General features: G+C 48.9%; 15 protein-coding genes. 9 read left to right on the top strand and 6 right to left on the bottom strand.

Features of this window, described 5'->3' with window-relative positions; genetic code table 11:
• Positions 1–77 precede the first annotated feature (77 nt).
• Positions 78–1,199 (bottom strand): porin OmpC, encoded by a 1,122-nt coding sequence (locus AC3ISQ_RS08090; protein WP_489352151.1) that lies wholly within the window; start codon positions 1,197–1,199, stop codon positions 78–80.
• 824 nt (positions 1,200–2,023) lie between these two features.
• Between AC3ISQ_RS08090 and AC3ISQ_RS08085 the strand changes: the two genes are divergently transcribed.
• From AC3ISQ_RS08085 to rcsB, 3 genes are read left to right on the top strand one after another with little or no spacing between them, the layout of a single operon-like run.
• A complete protein-coding gene (locus AC3ISQ_RS08085; RefSeq protein ID WP_489352149.1) occupies positions 2,024–3,178 on the top strand; it encodes an MFS transporter in 1,155 nt (384 codons plus the stop codon).
• A gap of 21 nt (positions 3,179–3,199) precedes the next feature.
• The gene (gene rcsD / locus AC3ISQ_RS08080; protein WP_489352147.1) at positions 3,200–5,911 is read left to right on the top strand and encodes a phosphotransferase RcsD; all 2,712 of its coding nucleotides are present in this window, start codon (positions 3,200–3,202) and stop codon (positions 5,909–5,911) included.
• Entirely contained in the window at positions 5,904–6,554 is a 651-nt protein-coding gene (gene rcsB, locus AC3ISQ_RS08075) for a response regulator transcription factor RcsB (protein ID WP_489352145.1), read from the top strand. Before rcsD ends, rcsB begins: the two co-directional genes overlap by 8 nt.
• A gap of 50 nt (positions 6,555–6,604) precedes the next feature.
• On the opposite strand, the gene rcsC is transcribed toward rcsB, so the two are convergent.
• Together rcsC and gyrA are read right to left on the bottom strand one after the other, a co-directional pair.
• On the bottom strand, positions 6,605–9,472 hold the full coding sequence (gene rcsC, locus AC3ISQ_RS08070; RefSeq protein WP_489352143.1) for a two-component system sensor histidine kinase RcsC: 2,868 nt from the start codon (positions 9,470–9,472) through the stop codon (positions 6,605–6,607).
• 101 nt (positions 9,473–9,573) lie between these two features.
• Positions 9,574–12,210 (bottom strand): DNA topoisomerase (ATP-hydrolyzing) subunit A, encoded by a 2,637-nt coding sequence (gene gyrA, locus AC3ISQ_RS08065; RefSeq protein WP_489352141.1) that lies wholly within the window; start codon positions 12,208–12,210, stop codon positions 9,574–9,576.
• 191 nt (positions 12,211–12,401) lie between these two features.
• Here gyrA and ubiG point away from each other — a divergent pair, with 191 nt between their 5' ends.
• On the top strand, positions 12,402–13,127 hold the full coding sequence (gene ubiG / locus AC3ISQ_RS08060) for a bifunctional 2-polyprenyl-6-hydroxyphenol methylase/3-demethylubiquinol 3-O-methyltransferase UbiG (protein ID WP_489352139.1): 726 nt from the start codon (positions 12,402–12,404) through the stop codon (positions 13,125–13,127).
• A 41-nt stretch (positions 13,128–13,168) separates the two neighbouring features.
• Here ubiG and AC3ISQ_RS08055 read toward each other — a convergent pair whose 3' ends face one another.
• The gene (locus AC3ISQ_RS08055; RefSeq protein WP_489352137.1) at positions 13,169–14,047 is read right to left on the bottom strand and encodes an endonuclease/exonuclease/phosphatase family protein; all 879 of its coding nucleotides are present in this window, start codon (positions 14,045–14,047) and stop codon (positions 13,169–13,171) included.
• A gap of 460 nt (positions 14,048–14,507) precedes the next feature.
• On the opposite strand from AC3ISQ_RS08055, the gene nrdA reads away from it, so the two are divergent.
• The 3 genes from nrdA (at position 14,508) to yfaE (ending at position 18,256) form a co-directional block, all read left to right on the top strand.
• The gene (gene nrdA / locus AC3ISQ_RS08050; protein ID WP_489352136.1) at positions 14,508–16,796 is read left to right on the top strand and encodes a class 1a ribonucleoside-diphosphate reductase subunit alpha; all 2,289 of its coding nucleotides are present in this window, start codon (positions 14,508–14,510) and stop codon (positions 16,794–16,796) included.
• A gap of 66 nt (positions 16,797–16,862) precedes the next feature.
• The gene (nrdB, locus tag AC3ISQ_RS08045) at positions 16,863–17,993 is read left to right on the top strand and encodes a class Ia ribonucleoside-diphosphate reductase subunit beta (protein WP_489352134.1); all 1,131 of its coding nucleotides are present in this window, start codon (positions 16,863–16,865) and stop codon (positions 17,991–17,993) included.
• A gap of 2 nt (positions 17,994–17,995) precedes the next feature.
• Positions 17,996–18,256, top strand: coding sequence for a class I ribonucleotide reductase maintenance protein YfaE (yfaE, locus tag AC3ISQ_RS08040; protein ID WP_489352133.1), 261 nt, complete (start codon positions 17,996–17,998; stop codon positions 18,254–18,256).
• A gap of 210 nt (positions 18,257–18,466) precedes the next feature.
• Here the strand turns inward: yfaE and AC3ISQ_RS08035 are convergent, their stop codons facing one another.
• Positions 18,467–19,663, bottom strand: coding sequence for a nicotinamide mononucleotide deamidase-related protein YfaY (locus tag AC3ISQ_RS08035; RefSeq protein ID WP_489353189.1), 1,197 nt, complete (start codon positions 19,661–19,663; stop codon positions 18,467–18,469).
• A 225-nt stretch (positions 19,664–19,888) separates the two neighbouring features.
• On the opposite strand from AC3ISQ_RS08035, the gene tyrP reads away from it, so the two are divergent.
• Complete coding sequence (gene tyrP / locus AC3ISQ_RS08030; RefSeq protein WP_489353187.1) at positions 19,889–21,097, top strand: tyrosine transporter TyrP; 1,209 nt, start codon at positions 19,889–19,891, stop codon at positions 21,095–21,097.
• Between the two features lie 58 nt (positions 21,098–21,155).
• Here the strand turns inward: tyrP and AC3ISQ_RS08025 are convergent, their stop codons facing one another.
• Positions 21,156–21,698, bottom strand: coding sequence for a YfaZ family outer membrane protein (locus AC3ISQ_RS08025; protein ID WP_489352131.1), 543 nt, complete (start codon positions 21,696–21,698; stop codon positions 21,156–21,158).
• A gap of 339 nt (positions 21,699–22,037) precedes the next feature.
• Here AC3ISQ_RS08025 and AC3ISQ_RS08020 point away from each other — a divergent pair, with 339 nt between their 5' ends.
• Positions 22,038–23,477, top strand: coding sequence for a catalase (locus tag AC3ISQ_RS08020; RefSeq protein WP_489352130.1), 1,440 nt, complete (start codon positions 22,038–22,040; stop codon positions 23,475–23,477).
• The last annotated feature ends 50 nt before the right edge of the window (positions 23,478–23,527 follow it).

Below are 23,527 nucleotides of genomic sequence, written 5' to 3'. Positions count from 1 at the left end.
ATTGGCGATAAATGCTCAAATGACAGGCAAAAAAAACGCGACCCGAAGGTCGCGCTGTATGACTCGCACTTTGTTGCTTAGAACTGGTAAACCAGACCCACAGCAACGATGTCGTCGGTGTTAATACCAGACGCTTTGGTGAAGTCGTTGTCGTCCAACAGGTTGATTTTGTAATCAACATAGGTAGACATGTTTTTGTTGAAGTAGTAAGTCGCGCCAACATCAACATATTTCAGCAAGTCTTGGTCGCCCCAACCGTTTTCGATGTCCTTACCTTTAGATTGCAGGTAAGCGATTGAAGGACGCAGGCCGAAGTCGAACTGGTACTGTGCAACCACTTCGAAGTTCTGTGCTTTGTTAGCGTAGCCGTATACAGAGTTGCTGCCGCTGCTGTTACCGAAGCGGGTAGCATTGTAAGACTGAGTGAACATAGTAGCCAAGTAGACGTTGTTCGCGTCATATTTCAGACCACCGCTGTAAGCTTCAGCCTTGTCGCCACGCCCCAGAACGTTGGTATAGTTTGGACCCATACCGTTTTGATCGTTGGTACGGTCAGAAGAGAAGTACGCACCAGCGGCGCTGATGCCATAGCCCAGATCGTAGCTAACGGACATACCGTAGCCGTCGCCGTTCTGTGCCAATACTTCACGGCCGTTGTTAGATTCGGTTGCGCTGTCGTTTTTGCCTTGGTATTGCAGGGCAAAGTTCAGGCCATCAACCAGACCAAAGAAGTTGCTGTTACGGTAAGTCAACAGACCGTTAGCACGTTGGAACATGAAGTTATCCGCACCGTAGGTGTCACCACCGAACTCAGGCAGAACGTCGGTCCATGCGCCGATGTCGTACAGCACGCCGTAGTTACGACCATAGTCCAGTGAACCGTAGTCAGCGAATTTCAGACCCGCGAAGCCAACACGCGTAAATGCATTGTTGTCTGCTTCGGTGTCATTCAGTTGAACCTGATATTCCCACTGGCCATAACCGGTCAGTTGATCGCTAATTTGAGTTTCGCCTTTCAGGCCAAAACGCATATAAGACTGATCACCATCAGAACCGTTGTTATCAGAGAAATAGTGAAGACCGTCGATCTTACCGTACAAATCCAGTTTATTACCGTCTTTGTTGTAGATTTCCGCTGCGCCTGCAGTACCAGCAACCAGTAAAGCAGGGATCATCAGAGAGAGTACTCGAAGTTTCATCGTTATTATCCTCGTTAATTATGTCGAGCTATGGCCACTGCTCTTCAGAGCATTATTAGCGCGACTGTGCATTACCATTCTGGTAACAAGAGACATATTAATCCAGAAAGAAAATGATACCAAGTATCCGATAGTGTTTCATTGTAATTATGAAAGGTTTCAAAATGTAAATGTGAGCGAACTTTCACAAAACATTACCGATACATAAAATAAGGCACATAAAGCCAATTAATACATTTATAGATACAAAATCATGTGGTTATACATTTCTTTAAGAAAAAATAGCTAGCCATACAAAACTCTCTGATAATAAGCACTTTGTGCAAAAAATAATTTTCACCATTGACGCTATAATAGCCCCGCTATCATCATTATTTTCATTATTACCTTCATTATCTGTAAGATAATTTTTTACTACTTTGACCGGCCAATGGCCGGTTTTTTATTTCCAAAAATCACTCAATAATTACGCACAATACGCACTTTTCGTCAAAAATTAATAACTTACATAAATTATTAGCCAAATTAATTTAAGCACTAATTGCTAATCTTTATCGCTATTATCGGCTACATCTTAAGCAAATTTATTTTTAATAAGATTTTTCTTGTCAAAATAAGAAACACTGGCATGAAATATGCCTAAAAATCAGTCAGAATAATAGCAATGAAAAATTACGCCGCTATATCGATAGAGAGTAGAAATTTAATCATCACCCACCAAGCCAATAACCTCGCGAATCCTTTCGACCAGGTTCGCTGATTATGATAAAAACAGTGCATCATCTTTAACGGGCAGCCATCCCACAACCGACCCTAATACCCACATGACATCCACTTTGTGCAATGAACAGCAACAACCCGGTATTCCACAACAAATTGCCACTCGAATAGCCTTTTTTGTCGCCGGTTTGGCGATGGCGGCTTGGGCACCTCTGGTTCCTTTTGCCAAAACGCGTATCGGCCTTGACGACGGCGCATTGGGGCTCTTGCTGTTATGCATTGGTGCTGGCTCCATGCTCGCTATGCCGCTCACTGGATTTTTAACCGGTAAATTCGGCTGTCGTCAGGTGATTTTGCTGGCGGGACTGTTACTCTGCATTGATCTCCCGCTGTTAGCCTTAATGGAAAGCACGGGGGGCATGGCATTAGCATTACTGTTATTCGGCGCCGCTATTGGCATGATAGATGTTGCCATGAATATTCAGGCAGTGATTGTCGAGCGCGCTAGCGGGCGAGCCATGATGTCTGGATTTCACGGTTTCTTTAGCATTGGCGGTATTGCTGGCGCTGGCGGGGTCAGCGTTCTGTTATGGCTCGGACTTGCCCCCTTACAAACCATCTTCATTACCGTCTTGGTTATTTTGTTGTTGATGGCGTTAGCCAGCAAGAATTTACTCCGTGAAAGTGGGGCCGATGAAGGTGGCCCGATGTTCGTCTTACCGCGCGGTTGGGTAATGTTTATCGGTATCCTGTGCTTTATTATGTTTCTGGCTGAAGGTTCAATGCTCGACTGGAGTGCGTTGTTCCTGACCACTTTACGCGACGTTGATCATAGTCAAGCCGGATTAGGTTACGCACTATTCTCTATTACGATGACACTAGGTAGACTCAACGGCGATAGAATCGTCAACGCGATGGGGCGCTATCAGGTTTTACTCTTGGGGAGCCTATGCGCAGCACTTGGATTGGCACTGGCGATTGTGTTTAATCACGCTATCGTTTCATTGGTCGGCTTTATGTTGGTCGGTTTGGGCGCCTCCAACGTGGTGCCGATCCTATTCAGTGCCGCAGGCAATCAACGCGATATGCCCGCTAATCTGGCGATTGCTGCCGTGACCACCGTCGGTTATGCCGGAATTCTGGCTGGCCCAGCATTGCTCGGCTTTATTGCTCAATTCTCCAGCCTAACTGTGGCCTTTGCCTGCGTCGCAGTGCTGTTGTTAGTCGTCACCGCCAGCGCTAGAGCTGTAACACGCTGATTCAGGAATCTATAGTTAACTATGTCAAATAAACCACTGACGATTAGCTCCAGCAATATCACTCGCTTCTTCTTATTATTTATTGTGTTACTGGTCAGCGCCATCGGTCTGTATGGCTACAACTATACCAATGCCTATCTGACAGAAAAAAAGCATGCGTTAAACACCATTGCCAACGCGCTGCAAAAACGTATCGATAATTATCGCTACATTACCTATCAGATCTACGATCGTTTCGGTAATACGCCAGCATTAATGACCGATCCCAACTGGCAAGAAACCCGTTTACGTCCAGACCTGTATTACGTTGAGAAACCTCATAAGAAAACCGATGCTCTGATTTTTGGTGCCCATGACAACAACACGCTGGGAATGATCGTCAATATCTCCGATTATCTGGATAATCGCTGGGGTGCGGAAAACGAAAATTACGCGATGTATTACCTCAACGGTCAGGATAACAGCCTGAGTCTGGTCACCACCCAACCGTTGAAAGAACTGACCTCACGTTTCAAAGAAAGCTATCTGACCACGTCTGCCGAAGACCGACGTGCAGAAATGTTGCAACAAGCCAATATGCTTGATGAGCGGGAAAGCTTCTCCGATTTACGCAAACAACGTTTCCAGAACGCTTATTCGTTTTCGATCCTCACTACGTTCAATCAGCCAGGACATCTAGCTACGGTAATTGCTTTTGATCTGCCCATTAACGACATCATCCCATTCAACATGGCACGTTCCAGTTTCCAATTGCAGGCCGATGATGACACAGGACTAGATGACGACACCTTGCCAGCAGAAACAACTGACAGCGCCGTTAGTACGTTAAAAGGGAGTTGGCTGACGTTTAGTGCCTCACTCCCTAATGCACCATTAAAGGTGGTTTATCGCCTGTCAGTCATCAACTTAGCCATTGATTTACTGCGCAACAATCTCTGGTTGTTGGCGGTCAATTTCTTGTTACTGATTTTGGCGATGACCGGTCTTTACTTCATTCGCCACCGCTACATTCGCCCAAGCGAAAGCATGGCCGTTGAATTAGGTAGTGCACGCGCATTGAATCAAGAGATCGTTGCCAGTCTACCTTCTGGTTTGCTGGTGTATAACTTTGCTAACAGTGAAGTGATTATCAGCAACAAGATTGCCGAACACCTATTGCCCCACATCAGTTTGCAAAAGATTGCCCATATGGCGGAACAACATCACGGGGTTATTCAGGCGACAGTCAATAACGAAGTGTATGAAATCCGTATTTTCCGCAGCCAACTCTCCCCAGAAACTTATCTGTTCCTATTGAGCGATCAGGATAAAGAAGTGATGGTCAACAAACGTCTGCAACAGGCGCGACGTGAGTATGATAAGAACGTACAGGCACGGAAACTGATGTTGCATAACCTCGGTATTGAGCTGAATCAACCGATCCGCCAACTGCACGATCTGGCCGATAAATTGCGTACTCAAACCGATCCCGAACAACAACAAAGTTTGCTGAGCCAATTGGCCGTCGAATCGTCCTCCGTACTCGGGCTGATAGACAATATTACCCTGCTCACTCGGCTGGAAACTCATGATTGGCAACCTTCGCGCCAACCTTTTAATCCGTCGACGCTGATTGATGAGTTGATCCAAGAAGCCTTGCCGATGATCAATCAGAAAGGACTGACGTTATTCAATCATTACCATCTGGATGTGGCGCAGAATTACATGGGTGATGCCAACGCATTGCGCAAAGTTATCTCTTTGCTGATCCACTACGCCATCATTACCACCTCTTACGGCAAGATAACCTTGGTCGTGGAACATGAAGCCGAGCACCCAGAACAACTAATATTCCAGATTAATGACACCGGTTCAGGTATTTCTAATGAGGAGATCAGCAATCTGAATTATCCGTTCCTGAGCCAGACGCTGGTCGATCGGTTCAACCATGGTTCCGGTCTCACTTTCTTCCTGTGTAATCAGCTATGTAAAAAACTTAACGGCCAGTTGGATATTCGTAGCAAAGTCGATATCGGCACTCGCTATACCATCCGCGTGCCCATGGAGATGGAGCACCAGCCAGAAGAGGAAGTGCAGGAGGATAAACTGCTCGATGGCGTCACGACGCTGTTAGACATCACTTCCGAAGAGGTTCGCGGCATCGTCACCCACTTACTGCAAGCTTATGGTGCCAGTTGCATTATTGCTGAAGATAGAGCGATCAATCGTGATTACGATGTATTGCTTACCGACAATCCACAGCGTGCAGACGACTATACGTTACTGTTAACCAGTGATGAATCGGGTTGGCAACAGCTGGAAAAACGTTATATTCGAGTAAACTATAATCTGAGTGGTGCCATGATCGACGCCATTTTGCTACTGATTGAACAGCAGTTGGCCGCATTAGATCAGGAGGAAGGCCCGCATTCACTGACCGCGGATGACTTCCAACTCTATGAAAAACAATTGAAATCAAGCGATTACTATGGCTTATTTATCGACACAGTACCAGATGATGTCAAAAAACTGTATACTGAGGCAGGCAATAGTGATCTTGAATCGCTGTCACAAACCGCACACCGTCTGAAAGGCGTGTTTGCTATGTTGAATCTGCTTCCCGGCAAGCAATTGTGTGAATCGTTAGAACGGCACATCGCGGACGGTGATGCGCTAAAGATTGAGAATAACATCAGTCAGATTGATTTCTTCGTCAGTAGACTGTTGCAGCAAGGTAGCCAACAACATGAATAACCTGAATGTAATTATTGCTGATGACCATCCTATCGTTCTGTTTGGCATCCGAAAATCGCTTGAGCAGATTGATTGGGTGAATGTCGTCGGGGAATTTGAAGACTCCACCGCATTGATCAACAGTCTCTCCAAGCTGGACGCCAATGTACTGATCACCGATTTGTCGATGCCTGGTGACAAATATGGTGATGGCATCACGCTGATCAAATACATCAAACGTCATTATCCACAGTTGTCGATCATCGTGCTGACCATGAACAACAACCCTGCCATCCTAAGCGCAGTGTTGGATCTGGATATCGAAGGCATCGTGCTGAAACAAGGTGCGCCGACCGACCTGCCAAAGGCACTGGCCGCATTGCAAAAAGGTAAAAAATTCACGCCAGAAAGCGTCGCCAAATTACTGGAGAAAATCAGCGCCAGTGGTTACGGTGACAAACGTCTGTCACCAAAAGAGAGCGAAGTTCTGCGTCTGTTCGCCGAAGGTTTCTTGGTAACCGAAATCGCTAAGAAGCTGAACCGCAGTATCAAAACCATCAGTAGCCAAAAGAAATCGGCGATGATGAAACTGGGTGTAGATAACGACATCGCCCTGCTCAACTACCTTTCTTCAGTCAGCATGACGCATCTAGATAAAGACTAACTAAACACTTATACATCAGTAAGGGCGCTACTCAATAGTGCCCTTCTTTTTTAGCTCTCGGCACTCGCACTACGCGCCAACCGTACCTGTTGACTGTAACGCGCCAACGTCTGTTCCAGCGTATCGAGCGTCACTGGCTTTGACAGACAGTTATCCATTCCAGCCTCAATACAACGCTGCTTCTCTTCTGCCAGCGCATTCGCCGTCACGCCGATCACCGGAGCAGTAAAGCTCATTTGACGCAGATGCTGCGTCAGACGATAACCATCCATATTCGGCATGTTAACATCAGTCAGCACAATATCAGCTGCGTTCTGATTCAAGACACCAAGCGCATCCACACCATCATTGGCCGTCACGACTCGATACCCTAACGAGGTTAATTGATCGGACAACAAACGCCGGTTGATCGGGTGATCGTCCACCACTAACAGTAAAATGTCACCGTTATCCACCGAGTGAGTTTTGGCTGGCAATGGCAGCGGTGCCAAGCTCTTCCCTTGTTCTCCGCCAACATTAAATAGACGATTGAGCAGCGGAATAATTTCACGTGGCGTGGCAGTGCTATGCATCCAGTAACCCGGTCGAGTTTCTTGCGACGGTCCAATATGCTCGAGCGAGAACTGAATCTGCACCAACAGAGGAGAGTTGACCATCAGTGGATAATCACTCAGCAGAATATCCCCGGCGGCAACGTCTTGTTCATCGTAACGCAGCACTGCGGCACCATAACCGGTCAGAATCTCCATTAAATAGTTTTCCAGCCGCTGGTTGCGGATCTCCAACCACAGAGTCTTGCCTTGCCAAGTATCACTGGCCTGCGGCAGCGGATATTGTGCTTCGAACAGCGGGATACGTATCGAGAACATGCTGCCCAAGCCCGGCTCAGACTCCACCGCAATATCACCATCCATCAGGTTGATCAACTTCTCACAGATTGCCAATCCTAAACCGGTACCTTGGAAGTGACGCTGTACTCCCGTTCCGACCTGGAAGAAAGGATCGAACAGGCGCGGAATTTCCTTAGTGGGTATCCCCACACCGGTATCACGAACGCTGAACTCCAGATAATTATCCCGCGCGGAAACCTGCAAGATAATGCAACCGGTATCGGTAAACTTGATAGCGTTATTCAATAAGTTAGAGAGTACTTGCTGCAAACGAACTGGATCGCCAAAGAGTCGTTCCGGCACGTTCTGCTCGATAAAGCAGTACAACCCCAAGCGCTTCTTCACCACTAATGGCAGGTAATTACTAGAAATATGCGTGATCACCTCCAAGCAAGAGAACTCACGCGGCTCAATCTTCAACTGCTCAGATTCAATCTTAGAGAAGTCGAGAATGTCGCTGATGATTTTCAGCAACAGCCCGGATGAATTGTTCATCGCATTCACCAAACGATCAACGCCTTGCGGCAGATCTTTGGTTTGCAGTAGATCCAAGTTGCCGATAATACCGTACAACGGTGTGCGCAGTTCATGGCTGACGGTAGCGAGGAACATCGATTTCGATTGGCTGGCCTGCTCTGCGGCATCGGCCATTTCCTGCAACGATTCTTCCATCTTCACGCGCGCGCTAACATCCACCAGCACACAAATCGCTACATCCTCATTACGATAACGAGAATGTACGAAGCTGATTTGCAAATTATTGTTATTGCTGGTCATGACATCAACAAAGTTCACCTGCTGCTCGCAGATGATGCGTGTAATACGATCGCGATCTTCATGAGTGAGCAGATTGATGTAGTTATGCGCTAACTCGTTACTCAGAATATTGGTGCCATCGCTGATACGCAGGATGCAAATTCCCACCGGAGCCGAGGCAACAATCTTACGGTTGAACTGTTCGTGTTCTTCCAGCCGGAAGGCATTTTCCTCAGCTGGCAGGAACATTTTGCGCTCAAACAACCATGCCAGACTAAATAGCACAATGGCAGACAACAAATTCAACAAGGCTGCGTTGAGGATCAGCACCTTATAACGTTCCACCACACTTTTCACTGGCAACGAGTAAACGATGCTCAATGTCGATGGTGGCAACGCCTTTTTCATAATTAAATTATGGTAATTATTAACGTAACCAAAGTAACCATGTTCAGCGGGGTAAGCATTCAGTTCAGAGCTATAACGACCATTATCAGCCAAACGCAACACCGGTTCATTGTTGTCGTCCAGCAGGGTCACACCAATCGGCAAATTGCCCGGCGTGATGAAATCTTCTAATCGGATGGTTTGCTCAATACCCAATAACGCTTCCAGTTTATTGCCGATATAAATTGGTGTCAGGACATACAAATAACCGACATCTGAGCGTTGTTGGTTAGGGCTGATCCAATACAGATTGTTATCTTTTTCCTGATTCTTGGCATTACGATACTTCAAAATACGTTCGTGCAACGATTTCAGCACGCTATCGCGATCGGCCACACCGCTGCTCTTACCAAATTCAGCCATGCATAAGCTATCGCCGCCGATGAAAAATACCCGGTTGAGATCGTACGCCGCCGCGAAATTATCTTTCCAATACTGAATCACATTGTTCAATGAATCGAGCGAGGTGCGATAGGTGTTCAAGGAGCAGTCTGATTCAGGGTACAAAGGAACAAAATCAGGCTGGCTGACTTTGCCAGTAAATACGCTACTCAGCATATCCAAATTATTGACCGAACCGTTCATACGGTTTTCAGCCATATATTTGATATCACGGACAATATCAGCCGAGTGACGGATATAGCCCTGCGCCTGATCGAAGTTCAGGTTATATTCCTGCCGAATCTCAGACTCTTTCTCATGCAGGATATTCAAGATGTAAAACGTGGTGAGCAAGGCACCTAACGACCACAACATAATCGCCAACACTCGGAACAGGTAGCGAGAAATTTTTAATGTGGTACGAAAAGAGGCTAAGTATTTCAATCGGCTACCGTATCAGCATGGCGGGTTGGCAGTTATTAAATCATATAAAGAAAAAAGGGCCTAGCGCTGAGCCAGACCCTTTTGTACACGGTTATGACAACTTAAACGTTGTCGTCATCCGCGATCTCGCTGTCATCATCTTCATCCAGCGGCGCAGAATCTTCTTCTGCAACCTCGCCTGCTTCGATGCTGTCCAGCTCTTCGTCTTCGACCGGTTCGGCAACACGTTGCAGACCGACGACGTTTTCATCTTCAGCAGTACGGATCAACGTAACACCTTGGGTATTACGCCCAACCACGCTGACTTCCGATACGCGAGTACGCACCAGCGTCCCAGCATCGGTGATCATCATGATCTGATCGGTCGTTTCTACCTGCACCGCACCAACCACCAGACCATTACGCTCGCTCACCTTGATGGAGATAACCCCTTGGGTGCCACGAGATTTAGTCGGGTATTCAGCCGCAGCGGTACGTTTGCCGTAACCGTTTTGCGTCACAGTCAGGATTTCGCCTTCACCCATAGGAACAATCAGGGAAACAACGCGATCCTCATCCTGCAACCTGATTCCGCGCACACCGGTCGCGGTGCGGCCCATGGAACGCACTTTTTCTTCAGAGAAGCGCACTACTTTACCGTTGGCAGAGAACAACATGATTTCATTCGAACCATCGGTCAGGTCAACACCAATCAGCTCGTCACCCTCATTGAGGTTAACAGCGATGATACCGGCGCTGCGCGGACGGCTGAACTCGGTCAATGCAGTTTTCTTCACGGTACCGCTGGCGGTAGCCATAAATACGTGACGGCCTTCTTCGTACTCACGCACTGGCAGAATGGCGGTAATACGCTCATTAGCTTCCAGTGGCAACAAGTTGACGATCGGACGACCACGTGCACCACGGCTGGCTTCTGGCAACTGGTAAACCTTCATCCAGTACAGACGACCACGGCTAGAGAAGCACAGGATCGTGTCATGGGTGTTAGCCACCAACAGACGGTCGATAAAGTCTTCTTCTTTAATACGTGCGGCAGACTTACCTTTACCACCACGACGCTGAGCTTCGTAATCACTCAATGGCTGATACTTCACATAGCCTTGGTGCGACAACGTAACGACAACGTCTTCTTGGTTGATCAGGTCTTCGATATTGATATCTGACGAGTTGGCAGTGATTTCGGTACGACGCTCGTCACCAAACTGATCGCGAACCGCTTCCAGCTCCTCACGGATCACTTCCATCAGACGCTCTGGGTTTTCCAGAATAAAGATCAGCGCCGCAATCGCGGTCAGCAATTCTTTATATTCGTCCAGCAGCTTCTCGTGCTCCAAGCCAGTCAGTTTCTGCAAACGCAGATCCAGAATCGCCTGAGCTTGTTGCTCGGTCAGATAGTATTGACCGTCACGGATACCAAACTCTGGCTCCAACCACTCAGGACGCGCGGCGTTATCACCGGCACGTTCCAGCATCGCCGCAACGTTACCCAGCTCCCACGGACGAGCCACCAAGGCCGTTTTCGCTTCTGCTGGCGTTGGCGCACGACGGATCAATTCGATAATCGGATCGATGTTCGCCAATGCAATCGCCAGTGCTTCCAAGATATGGGCACGGTCACGCGCTTTACGCAGTTCGAAAATGGTACGGCGCGTCACCACTTCACGACGGTGACGCACAAAGGCTTTCAGAATGTCTTTCAGGTTCAGCAGTTTTGGCTGCCCCTGATGCAGAGCCACCATGTTGATACCGAACGTCACTTGCAGTTGGGTTAGTGAGTACAGATTATTCAGTACCACTTCCCCCACCGCGTCACGCTTGACTTCAATCACGATGCGCATACCGTCTTTATCAGACTCGTCACGCAGCGCGCTGATGCCCTCAACACGTTTCTCTTTCACCAATTCGGCGATTTTTTCGATCAGGCGAGCTTTGTTCACCTGATACGGGATCTCGTGGACGATGATCGTCTCACGGCCAGTTTTGGCATCGGCTTCCACTTCAGCACGGGCGCGCAGGTAAACCTTGCCGCGACCGGTACGGTAAGCTTCTTCAATACCACGACGACCATTGATGATCGCCGCAGTGGGGAAGTCTGGCCCCGGGATGTGTTCCATCAGCCCTTCAATGCTGATGTTTTCATCTTCGATATAAGCCAAACAGCCGCTGATGACTTCAGACAGGTTGTGTGGCGGGATGTTGGTTGCCATACCGACGGCGATCCCCGATGAACCGTTAACTAACAGGTTCGGGATCTTAGTTGGCATAACCGCAGGGATCTGCTCGGTGCCATCGTAGTTAGGTACGAAATCGACGGTTTCTTTTTCTAGATCCGCCAGCAACTCGTGAGCAATTTTAGACATGCGCACTTCGGTGTAACGCATCGCTGCGGCGGAGTCGCCATCAACGGAGCCGAAGTTACCCTGACCGTCTACCAGCATGTAGCGTAGTGAGAACGGCTGAGCCATACGCACGATGGTGTCGTAAACCGCACTGTCACCGTGTGGGTGATATTTACCGATGACGTCCCCGACGACACGGGCGGATTTTTTATAGGGTTTATTCCAGTCGTTACCCAGTACATTCATCGCGTACAGTACGCGGCGGTGCACCGGCTTCAGTCCATCACGAACATCTGGTAGTGCACGTCCGACAATGACGGACATCGCATAATCCAGATACGAGTTTTTCAACTCTTCTTCGATGTTTACCGGTGTGATTTCTCTGGCAAGGTCGCTCATGGAGCTGCTATCCCTCATACTGAATGGTTTATCTGCCCTGGCATCGCGCCAAAGGTGTAAAACTATATCACAAAGCTGGCTTTACAGGAAAATTACCGCACATCTTTAACAGAACTTATGCCCAAAAAATGCATCAACCAGCGTACTCCATGTATAATCCGCGCCAAAAGAACCAGGAGCTACTGACCGCCATGAATGCAGAATCATCCCACCACGGGCAAAACGTTGATCATCAGGAAATCGCCAAGTTCGAAGCCGTCGCCTCGCGTTGGTGGGATTTGGAAGGCGAATTCAAACCTCTGCACCGCATCAACCCATTGCGCCTGAATTACATCATGCAACGCGCTGACGGCGTCTTTGGCAAGACGGTGTTAGACGTCGGTTGCGGCGGCGGTATTCTGGCAGAAAGCATGGCGCGTGAAGGGGCACTGGTCACCGGGCTGGATATGGGTGGAGAGCCCCTGCAAGTGGCTCGTTTACATGCGCTGGAAAGCGGCATCAACGTGACTTACGTGCAGGAAACGGTAGAAAGCCATGCGCACGCTCACTCGCAGCAATATGACGTCGTGACCTGTATGGAAATGCTGGAGCACGTGCCAGATCCAGCCTCCGTGGTGCGCGCCTGTGCTCAGTTGGTTAAACCCGGCGGACATGTTTTCTTCTCAACCATCAACCGCAATACCAAAGCTTGGTTAATGGCCGTCGTTGGCGCAGAATATATCCTAAAGATGGTTCCGCAAGGGACGCACGATCATAAAAAGTTTATCCGCCCTTCTGAACTGATTAGCTGGGTAGACACCACGCCACTGCGCGAGAGACATATGATCGGCCTGCATTACAATCCGATCCTCGACCATTTCAAACTTGGCCCTAATGTGGATGTGAACTACATGGTTCATACTCAGCACGAAGGTTAACGTCGATTTCTCGGGGGATGACATGATCCCCCGTGACTTTCTTACTGCTCAATCAATTTCAGTTTTGCCACTACCGGCACGTGATCGCTGGTCGCAGGCCAATCTACACTACGCCATTCGGCCTTCTGGTTTGGTACCTCTAACGACTCCACCGCCCAACGTTGTCCTTTGAAAGTAAAGATATGGTCGAGATCCAAAGCCGGGTTAGCCGCGGGCCAAGAACGCATATCCATCCCTTCCTTGCCAACCGGATTCCAATAGCGCTGTAATTCATTCAGCACCACGCTGCCGTTAACGTCGTTAAAGTCACCCGCCAAAATCTTGATGCGCGAAGCAATTTCACTAAACTGTGAATCGGTATTGCCGATGGTCACATTAGCAATCTCGCGAATCTGTTGCTGACGGATTGACGGGTTTTCCTGCCAGTCCAAATGGGTGGTCATAAACAAGATTGGCTCTTCCAATCCCGGTTTACGCACTTGAGTGACTAATAGTACCCGTTGTTCCCCATCACCCGATGGCAACAAGAACACCTGCTGTTTTTCGATCGGGTAACGTGAAAGTACCGCCACACCGTATTGCCCACCTTCAAAGTCAATTGCCTTGCCAAATGCCCCGTGCATCCCGGTCAATTTAGCCAGTTCGCTCACCTGATCGGTTTTGCCGCTGCGCTCGGTTTTCATATCGACTTCGTTCAACGCCACCAAATCGGCATTCAAGCTCTTGATGGCTTTGGCGACCTGCGTCAAATCCGAGACACGCCCAGCAGCCATGTTATAGCTCGCTACCGTTAACTCTGGCCCTTGTTTCAGTACCTTGTTTGGCGTTCCGCCTTTTTCTGGTGTCAGCACTTTGGTATCGGCATAAGCTCCCGCGCTACAAAGCGTCGCCAGTAGCAATAGCGCAATCGGCTTTTTCATATCGTATTCCTTGATGAATAAAAACAGCCGTCGATGGTACTGGCTACTACCAATAAAGGGAGTGCGTGAACTCACATTCGTAGTGATTGAGTGAAAAATCGTGCCAACTCAGAGAGTTCCCGGGTTATAAATTTTTAGTACTTTGATGGCTATCAATATGACGTTTTTTTCTAACGTTTAATAAAGCGGCAAACAGTCATGTTTTTCTGGATTTAAGGAAATTCTGATCCTGCTTATTGACAATCTCTTCACGCCAGTCGCGACGCTGGTTCACAACCTACTGCCAAATTTCACCCCCAAGTTATCCACAATTTCGTCGCCTTTTGTTCACTTGCAAACGGCCTACATTGCCACTATCTTGTTACCCCATCCACAGACACCCCCTATATATAGTGTTTACATACTGAGCGGAGCGACTACACTTCTGCTTAGGGGAACCACACGGACAGGTAAAAATCATATGAACCAAGGTCTACTTGTAACTAAACGCGATGGTCGTAAAGAACGCATCGATCTCGACAAAATCCACCGAGTCATCGACTGGGCCGCAGAAGGCTTAAACAACGTCTCGGTTTCGCAAGTAGAATTGCGTTCCCATATCCAGTTTTATGATGGCATCAAGACTGCTGATATTCATGAAACCATTATCAAAGCGGCTGCTGATTTGATCTCACGCGATGCGCCTGATTATCAATATCTGGCTGCGCGCTTGGCGATTTTCCACCTGCGTAAAAAAGCCTACGACCAGTTCGAACCGCCAAAGCTGTTCGCGCATGTGTCCCGTATGGTGGAAATGGGCAAATACGATAAGCATCTGCTGGAAGACTACAGTGTTGAAGAGTTCGAGCAGATGGACTCCTTTATCGATCACTGGCGGGACATGAATTTCTCCTACGCTGCGGTTAAGCAGTTGGAAGGAAAATATCTGGTACAGAACCGTGTCAGCGGCGAGATCTACGAAAGCGCCCAGTTCTTGTATATTTTGGTGGCGGCTTGCCTGTTCTCCAACTATCCGCGTGCAACTCGTCTGGATTACATCAAACGTTTCTACGACGCGATTTCTACCTTCAAGATTTCATTGCCGACGCCAATCATGGCCGGTGTGCGTACCCCAACCCGTCAGTTCAGCTCTTGTGTGCTGATCGAGTGTGGCGATAGCTTGGACTCCATCAACGCCACTTCTAGCGCGATTGTGAAATACGTTTCTCAACGTGCAGGTATCGGTATTAACGCCGGCCGCATCCGTGCACTGGGTAGCCCGATCCGTGGCGGCGAAGCTTTCCACACCGGCTGTATTCCGTTCTACAAACACTTCCAGACCGCAGTGAAATCCTGCTCACAAGGCGGTGTGCGCGGTGGTGCAGCTACGCTGTTCTACCCAATGTGGCATCTGGAAGTGGAAAGTCTGTTGGTTCTGAAAAACAACCGTGGCGTTGAAGGCAACCGCGTTCGTCACATGGACTACGGCGTGCAAATTAACCGCCTGATGTACCAGCGTTTGATCAAAGGCGGCGACATCACCCTGTTCAGCCCGTCTGACGTACCTGGGCTATACGACGCGTTCTTCGCCGATCAGGACGAGTTCGAGCGTCTGTATACTCAATATGAGCAAGACAGCAGCATTCGTCAGCAACGCGTGAAAGCGGTTGAGCTGTTCTCCTTGATGATGCAAGAACGTGCTTCTACCGGCCGTATCTACATTCAGAACGTTGACCACTGCAACACCCACAGCCCATTCGATCCGCTAGTTGCACCGGTTCGCCAATCCAACCTGTGTTTGGAAATCGCTCTGCCAACCAAACCGCTGGATGATGTAAACGACGAGAATGGCGAGATCGCGCTTTGTACGCTGTCGGCCTTCAACTTGGGTGCTATCAACAGTCTGGACGATCTGGAAGAGCTGGCAACACTGGCAGTACGCGCACTTGATGCTCTGCTGGATTACCAAGATTACCCAATCAAAGCCGCACACCGTGGCGCGATGGGTCGCCGTACCTTGGGCATTGGCGTCATCAACTTCGCGTACTATTTGGCGAAAAATGGCGTGCGCTATTCAGACGGCAGCGCTAACAACCTGACGCACAGAACCTTCGAAGCGATTCAGTATTACCTGCTGAAAGCCTCTAACCGTTTGGCTCAGGAGCAAGGCGCTTGCCCATGGTTCAACGAAACCACCTATGCAAAAGGCATCTTGCCGATCGACACCTATAAGAAAGACTTGGATGCCGTCTGCAGCGAACCATTGCATTATGATTGGGAAACACTGCGTAACGAGATCAAAGAAACCGGTCTGCGCAACTCAACACTCTCTGCGCTGATGCCGTCAGAGACTTCTTCTCAGATCTCCAACGCCACCAACGGTATCGAGCCGCCACGCGGCCATATCAGTATTAAGGCGTCGAAAGACGGCATTCTGCGCCAAGTGGTGCCAGAGTATGAGCGCCTGAAAGATGCTTACGAACTGCTGTGGGAACTGCCAAACAACGATGGTTACTTACAGTTGGTCGGTCTGATGCAGAAGTTTATCGATCAGTCGATTTCTGCCAATACCAATTACGATCCAACCCGTTTCCCTGGCGGCAAGGTGCCGATGAAGCAATTGTTGAAAGACTTGCTCACCACCTACAAATTTGGCGTCAAAACACTGTACTACCAAAACACCCGCGATGGTGCTGAAGACATACAGGAAGATTTGCAACCTGCACAGGGTGGCGATGACGACTGCGAAGGCGGCGCCTGCAAGATTTAATCGTTTTAACGCTGCGAGCCGGAGATCTCCGGCTCGCTGATATGCCGTATCAAAGGGTACAAGCTCATGGCTTACAGCACATTTTCCCAAAACAAAAACAACCAACTTCTTGAACCCATGTTTTTCGGTCAACCCGTCAACGTGGCGCGTTTTGATCAACAAAAACATGAAATCTTCGAAAAGCTGATCGAAAAACAACTGTCCTTCTTCTGGCGCCCGGAAGAAGTCGACGTTTCACGCGATCGTATCGATTATCAGGCGCTGCCGGATCATGAAAAGCACATTTTCATCAGCAACCTGAAATACCAAACACTGCTGGATTCAATTCAAGGCCGCAGCCCGAACGTAGCTCTGCTGCCGTTGATTTCAATCCCTGAGTTAGAAACCTGGATTGAGACTTGGTCATTCTCGGAAACTATCCACTCGCGTTCTTACACTCACATTATTCGTAATATCGTTAACGATCCAGCGATTGTGTTTGATGACATTGTCACCAATGAAGAGATCAAGAAGCGCGCGAAAGACATTTCCGGCTACTACGACGATTTAATCGAAATGACCAGCTACTATCATCTGCTGGGTGAAGGTACACATCAGGTCAATGGCAAAACAGTGACCGTTAATTTGCATGCACTGAAGAAACAGTTATATCTGTGCCTGATGAGCGTCAATGCACTGGAAGCGATCCGTTTCTACGTCAGTTTCGCCTGCTCATTCGCCTTCGCTGAACGTGAATTGATGGAAGGTAACGCCAAAATCATCAAACTGATTGCCCGCGATGAAGCATTACACCTGACAGGCACTCAGCATATGCTGAACCTGATGCGCTCTGGTGCTGACGATCCGGAAATGGCTGAAATCGCCGTCGAGTGCCAACAAGAATGCTACGACCTGTTCGTACTGGCTGCGCAGCAGGAAAAAGAATGGGCAGAATACCTGTTCCGTGACGGCTCGATGATTGGCCTGAACAAAGACATCCTGTGCCAATATGTGGAATACATCACTAACATCCGTATGCAGGCTGTCGGCTTGGGCTTGCCGTTTGAAACCCGCTCCAACCCGATCCCATGGATCAATGCTTGGTTAGTTTCCGATAACGTACAGGTTGCTCCACAAGAAGTTGAAGTCAGCTCTTATCTTGTCGGCCAGATCGATTCAGAGATGCACGCTGACGATCTGAGTGACTTCGAGCTGTAAGCGTGACCAAGCCCACCGTGACGCTGCGTACCACCGGTACGCAGCTTACCTGCCTCACCAGTGAAAACTGCCTGCTCGACGTGCTCGAACTTCATGATGTACAAGTGGAATACCAATGCCGCTCCGGCTATTGCGGTGCCTGCCGCTTGAAACTGCTGAAAGGTGAAGTGTGCTACCGCCAACAACCGCTGGCATTCGTCAATCCCGGTGAGATCTTGCCCTGCTGCTGTATGCCAGTGGCGGATATTGAGTTGGAGCTTTGAACCTACTCTATAATTCGACTATTAACATTCTCTAATTCATTTCCAACTGCAGACAGCTCCATGTATATCCAATGGATTTCGAGTTGCAGCTAGGCGGCAAATGAGAGAGTCCCCAGGAGCTTACTCCAGTAAGTGATTCGGGTGAGTGAGCGCAGCCAACGCAGAGGCAGCTTCAAGTATGACGGGTATATCACTGCCATCAAACATTCCCTACTCAACCACTTCCACCACATCCAACCAGCTATGCTTACCGCACACCGGACTGCCATCGAGCCAGCGACGCAGCATATCTAATGCCAACATCGCCACCGACTCTTGGCGTAAACGCAGATTATGGCGAGAAGCTCGGTAACGCACCGTTTGACCAATACCACCTTGTGGCGTGTGTAATGCAACGCTAATTTGTTCGTTCTCTAATGCACTGACCGCAATAGCCAGTTGAGAGCCTGCCAATTGTGCTAGGGATTGAGCTCGAGCCAACGCGGTTTCCAACGTTTCCACACAATGTGCTGGCAACAGTTCTCCGCCCGCTAATGGCGCACTTTCGCTTTGCAATTGCAGGTTAATTAGCCCGGCGGTGAATTGTTCACTGAGCGCCAGTTTTAACCCTTGTTGTTGCAGCCGCTGAGAAAGTAAAGCCGGTAAACCGACTGTGCCTTCGAAAATCGTATTATCACCAGCAACTTGGCGTACCCGCTGCCAAGCCAGTTCCATCGCTGCACGCTGTGATTCTGGGCCGGTCAGCTTTAATTCGATAATTGGACTGGAAGAACGATAACCTAATGCAACATCGGCAGGCAGTTCCATGCTGTCCAACTGGGCGGCTAAATCGCTTTCTGAAGTGCCAAAGGTCGTCAGCCGTAAGCAAAGTGGCGGCTCCGGTAAGGTAAAACGTTGACGTAACCGTGGAACGATCTGTTCCTCTACCATCACTTTAAACTCGGAGGGAACGCCAGGCGTGAAAAACATCAGGCATTTGTTCAGTTGCAGAGCAAAGCCACAGGCAGTACCGACACGGTTATCCAGCATTTCTGCATTAGAGGGGATCTGCGCCTGTTTACGGTTAGAGTCTGCCATTGGGCGACCACGTTCGGCGAAGTAGCTCTCCATACGGGCGATCCACTCCGGTAGCTCAATCAATTCAACACCCGCCGCCGTTGCCACTGCCAATGCGCTAAGATCGTCACTGGTTGGCCCCAATCCACCGTTAACAATCAACACATCGGCGATATGACTACGCTCACGTAACGTTCCTACCAACGATGACAGATTATCCCCCACCGTTTCACGGCCACTCATCGGTAAACCTTGCTGGAAGAGGTAATCCGCCAACCAAGCCGCATTCGTATCGACAATTTGTCCATGTAGCACTTCATCACCGGTGCTGAGCATTTCGACTCTTAGCATCATTATTTCCCCTGCTTTTTATATCGTTCCACTGTAAATGACTTTCCGTTCACTGCTAAAGAATAATCACCACACACCGCATTTTTCCTACCACTTAAAATTCGTAAACTATTAGTTACACCACTCGTAACGCCAGTTTGACACGATTTGGGCATTCTACTATTCTGCCGCACGTAAAATGGGTTACTGATAATCTCGAAAAATAATACTCAGGCAGATGAAATGGTGAAGAATCGTACTCTTGGCAGTATTTTTATCGTCGCTGGCACCACTATTGGCGCAGGGATGTTGGCGATGCCGCTGGCAGCGGCGGGCGTCGGTTTTGGAGTTACTCTGGCGCTATTAATCGGCCTATGGCTGTTAATGTGCTACACCGCATTATTATTGGTTGAGGTTTACCAACATGAACAGGCTGATACCGGCTTGGGAACCTTGGCAAAACGTTACCTCGGCAACGGCGGCCAATGGCTAACCAGTTTCAGCATGATGTTTCTCATGTATGCCCTGACAGCGGCTTACATCAGTGGTGCAGGTGAATTGCTGGCCGTCAGTATCAGTCAGTGGACCGCTAGCGAATTCTCCACCACGCTTGGCGTCCTGCTCTTCACCTTAGTGGCTGGCGGTATCGTCTGTATCGGCACTCACTCCGTTGATCTGTTCAACCGTATTCTGTTCAGTGCCAAAGTGATCTTTTTGATCGTGATGCTCGGCTTGATGATGCCGCATATTCAACAGACTAACCTGATGACTCTACCGTTAGAGCAAGGTTTAGCTCTCTCGGCGATCCCGGTCATCTTCACGTCCTTTGGTTTCCACGGCAGTGTGCCAAGCATCGTCAACTATATGGGCGGTAATGTACGCAAGTTGCGTTGGGTGTTTATCATCGGCAGCGCCATTCCGTTAGTGGCCTATATCTTCTGGCAATTAGCCACTTTGGGCAGCATCAGCTCGAATACCTTCGTCGGTATTCTAGCGCAGCAAGCGGGATTGAATGGTTTGCTACAAGCAGTTCGCGATGTGGTTGCCTCACCGCATGTCGAATTGGCGGTACACTTGTTTGCCGATTTGGCTTTAGCAACTTCGTTCCTTGGTGTATCGCTGGGGTTGTTCGACTTCCTAGCCGATCTGTTCAAACGCCAAGATGGTGTGCGTGGCCGTCTGCAAACCGGTGCAATTACCTTCCTGCCACCGTTGGCTTTCGCCTTGTTCTACCCACGTGGTTTCGTGCTGGCGTTAGGCTTTGCCGCTATCGCGCTATCGGTACTGGCGTTGCTGCTTCCTTCACTGCTGGTATGGAAAACACGTAAAAAACACAACTCAAATTACCGCGTCTGGGGCGGCACTCCGGCATTAGCATTGGTATTCGTTTGTGGCGTGGCCGTCATTGCAATCCAATTAGGCATCGCCAGCGGCTTCTTGCCTGCGGTAGGTTAATAAAAGCAAAAGGCGCGAATCGGATAGATTCACGCCTTTTTTCTATAATAGGGTTGAATTAAAAATTCAGACTCGCGCCCAGGTAAGCGCCATCAGCCAGTACGTTATCACGATGACCATCGTCACCTGCCATCTCGATATAACGATAGCCAGCAGTCACTGAAACTAATGGGATAATCTTCCAAGTAATCCCCGCATTCGCCTCAGTATAATTACTGACGCCACTGGAGAGAGAATCCGGTGAATAATAATAGTCACCTGACAGTACAAAGTATTTACCCATTGGCAATTGGAGCCCACCACCCAGCGCTACGGCGTAGCCATCATCACTGTCTTTCGGTGACAGATACAATGCCTTAGCCCCTAGGGTGGTGATAAACGGCCCCATGGGTATGTTATACCCTAACCCCAAGCCAACAATATCACCGTCGTCACTGCTTTGCGCCCAGTTACCACCAAACACCAAACCCGGTTCACCGTTGTTACCACCGAAGCCCAAGTTAGTATAATTCTCACCGACTTCGCCATTGATGCTAATCGCATTGGCAGAACCAGCCACAAACAACAAACCCGCTGCGCACGCGACTAAAGTTTTTTTCATTGGTATTCCCTTCTCATTTTTACCCCCCGGGGTTCTATGATGTCATTACCCCGCAAACACTGCGCGCTGAGTGTAACCGAACTTTCTTATGTCATTCTTAGTTACCGGCGAAGAAAATCACCCAATTTATCAATAAAATGTAAAAAAATAATACTTAGCTCATGCCGTTATCGCAGTGATAACCGCCACCTATTTGCCGAGCTTCGCTAATAAGGCTACAACTAGTGGTGACATTGATAGAGGTCAGGGGGGAATCTTCCCCACAGACTATACTTAGCAACGCAGATTCACCCCGAGTATGAGTTTCTAACTTAACTGCAATACTGTAAGGAGCAAGTGATGAGCAAGAAAGGATTGACTACCGCAGCCGGCGCACCGGTTGTTGACAATAATAACGTGATCACCGCAGGCAAACGCGGGCCAATGTTGCTACAGGACGTTTGGTTTCTAGAAAAACTGGCACATTTCGATCGTGAAGTGATCCCAGAACGCCGTATGCACGCCAAAGGTTCCGGCGCTTACGGTACCTTCACCGTGACCCATGACATCACTAAATACACCCGCGCAAAAATCTTCTCGGAAGTCGGTAAAAAAACGGAAATGTTTATCCGCTTCTCTACCGTTGCTGGTGAGCGCGGTGCCGCCGATGCAGAACGTGATATTCGTGGCTTTGCCATGAAGTTTTATACCGAAGAAGGTAACTGGGATTTGGTCGGCAACGACACCCCTATCTTCTATCTGCGCGACCCGCTGAAATTCCCGGATCTCAACCACGTAGTGAAACGCGATCCGCACACCAACCTGCGTAACCCAGTGTATAAGTGGGATTTCTTCTCGCAATTACCGGAATCGCTGCACCAGTTAACTATCGATTTTAGCGATCGTGGCCTGCCAAAATCCTATCGCCATATGCACGGTTTCGGCAGCCACACTTTCAGTTTTATCAATGCCAAAAATGAGCGCTACTGGGTGAAATTCCACTTCCGTTGCCAACAAGGTATTGAAAACCTAATGGATGACGAAGCAGAAGCATTGATCGGTAAGGACCGTGAAAGCTCACAACGTGATCTGTACGACGCTATTGCAGCTAAAAACTTCCCGAAATGGCTGCTGCAAATTCAGATCATGCCAGAAGATGAAGCGTCTACAACCCCTTATAACCCGTTCGACTTAACCAAAGTTTGGCCACACGGCGATTACCCGTTGATCGATGTGGGTATCCTCGAGTTGAATCGCAACCCGGACAACTACTTCGCCGAAGTAGAGCAAGTGGCGATGAACCCGGCTAACGTAGTCCCTGGGATTAGTTTCTCCCCAGATAAGATGCTGCAAGGTCGCCTATTCTCCTACGGCGATGCTCACCGCTACCGTCTGGGTGTTAACCACCATCAGATCCCAGTCAACGGTGCCAAATGCCCGTTCCACAACTATCATCGCGACGGTGCAATGCGCGTTGATGGTAACAGCGGCAATGGTGCAACCTACGAGCCAAACAGCTTCGGTTTGTTCCAAGAGCAACCTGATTTCAGCGAACCTCCGTTGAGTTTAGAAGGTGCCGCCGACCACTGGAACCACCGTGAGGATGAGGATTACTACAGCCAACCACGCAAATTGTTTGAGCTGTTGGATAAAAAGGAACATCAACGCATGTTCGCCCGTATCGCCGGGGAACTGATTCATGTACCAGAAAAAATCCAAAAACGTCAGATTGACCTGTTTACCAAAGTGCATCCTGACTACGGCTCAGGCGTTGAAAAAGCGCTGAAAAAGCTGAAATAATTCGTTAAGAATAAGGTGAACCGCCGAGGTCTTGAGTAACACAAGTTACC

Source organism: Serratia sp. KH_031 (genome assembly GCF_057839655.1).
This window is presented reverse-complemented; position numbering and strand designations above follow the sequence as displayed.